This window comes from Pseudanabaena biceps PCC 7429 (assembly GCF_000332215.1).
GTDB classification, from domain to species: Bacteria; Cyanobacteriota; Cyanobacteriia; order Pseudanabaenales; family Pseudanabaenaceae; genus Pseudanabaena; species Pseudanabaena biceps.
Map to the genome: position 1 here is coordinate 1 of NZ_ALWB01000456.1, position 675 is coordinate 675.

1 protein-coding gene is annotated in these 675 nt (G+C 37.6%); it reads right to left on the reverse strand.

The genetic code is table 11. From position 1 onward, the window contains the following. Positions 1-675: hypothetical protein (locus PSE7429_RS26505; protein WP_040690566.1), on the reverse strand; the 675-nt coding region annotated here is incomplete at both ends.

Sequence of the window (675 nt, forward strand, 5' to 3'; positions counted from 1 at the left end):
CTCTTGCTTGAATATTGCGATCGCTTTCTAAATTTGGTAAATCAGCAGCATCAACTTGTCTTTGGACTACCTGATTTGTATCGTTGGACTGGTTATCTAGTATTTCTGCAATGGGATGATCGGAAGTTGATGCGCTTTGAATTGGCGAAGCATTATCATTAGATCTTTGGATTTGAGGAGAATTAATTGATTCAACATCGTTTGAGATAACTTGTCTTTGGATTTCAGTGGTTTGAGAAGGTTGAATGGTAAAGTCGGACTCTCCTCGGATCGTGCGATCGCTTTGAGTAATATCATCTAGCTGAGCTATATCAGGTTGATTGCGATCGATAGGATTAGGATCATTAGTCTGCCTTTGTATAGCATCAGTTTGAGATAAATTAATATCTTGGGCAATAGCTCGAATAGGAGCAGAATAATCTGCATTGCTACTTGCTTGAATATTGCGATCGCTTTCTAATGGAGTATTGTTTACAGTCGGTAAAACAATTGGCAAATTTGGTAAATCAGAAGCATCAACTTGCCTTTGAACTACCTGATTTGTATCGTTGGACTGGTTATCTAGTATTTCTGAAATGGGATGATCGGAAGTTGATGCGCTTTGAATTGGTGAAGCATTGTCATTATATCTTTGGATTTGAGGAGAATTAATTGATTCAACATCGTTTGAGATAA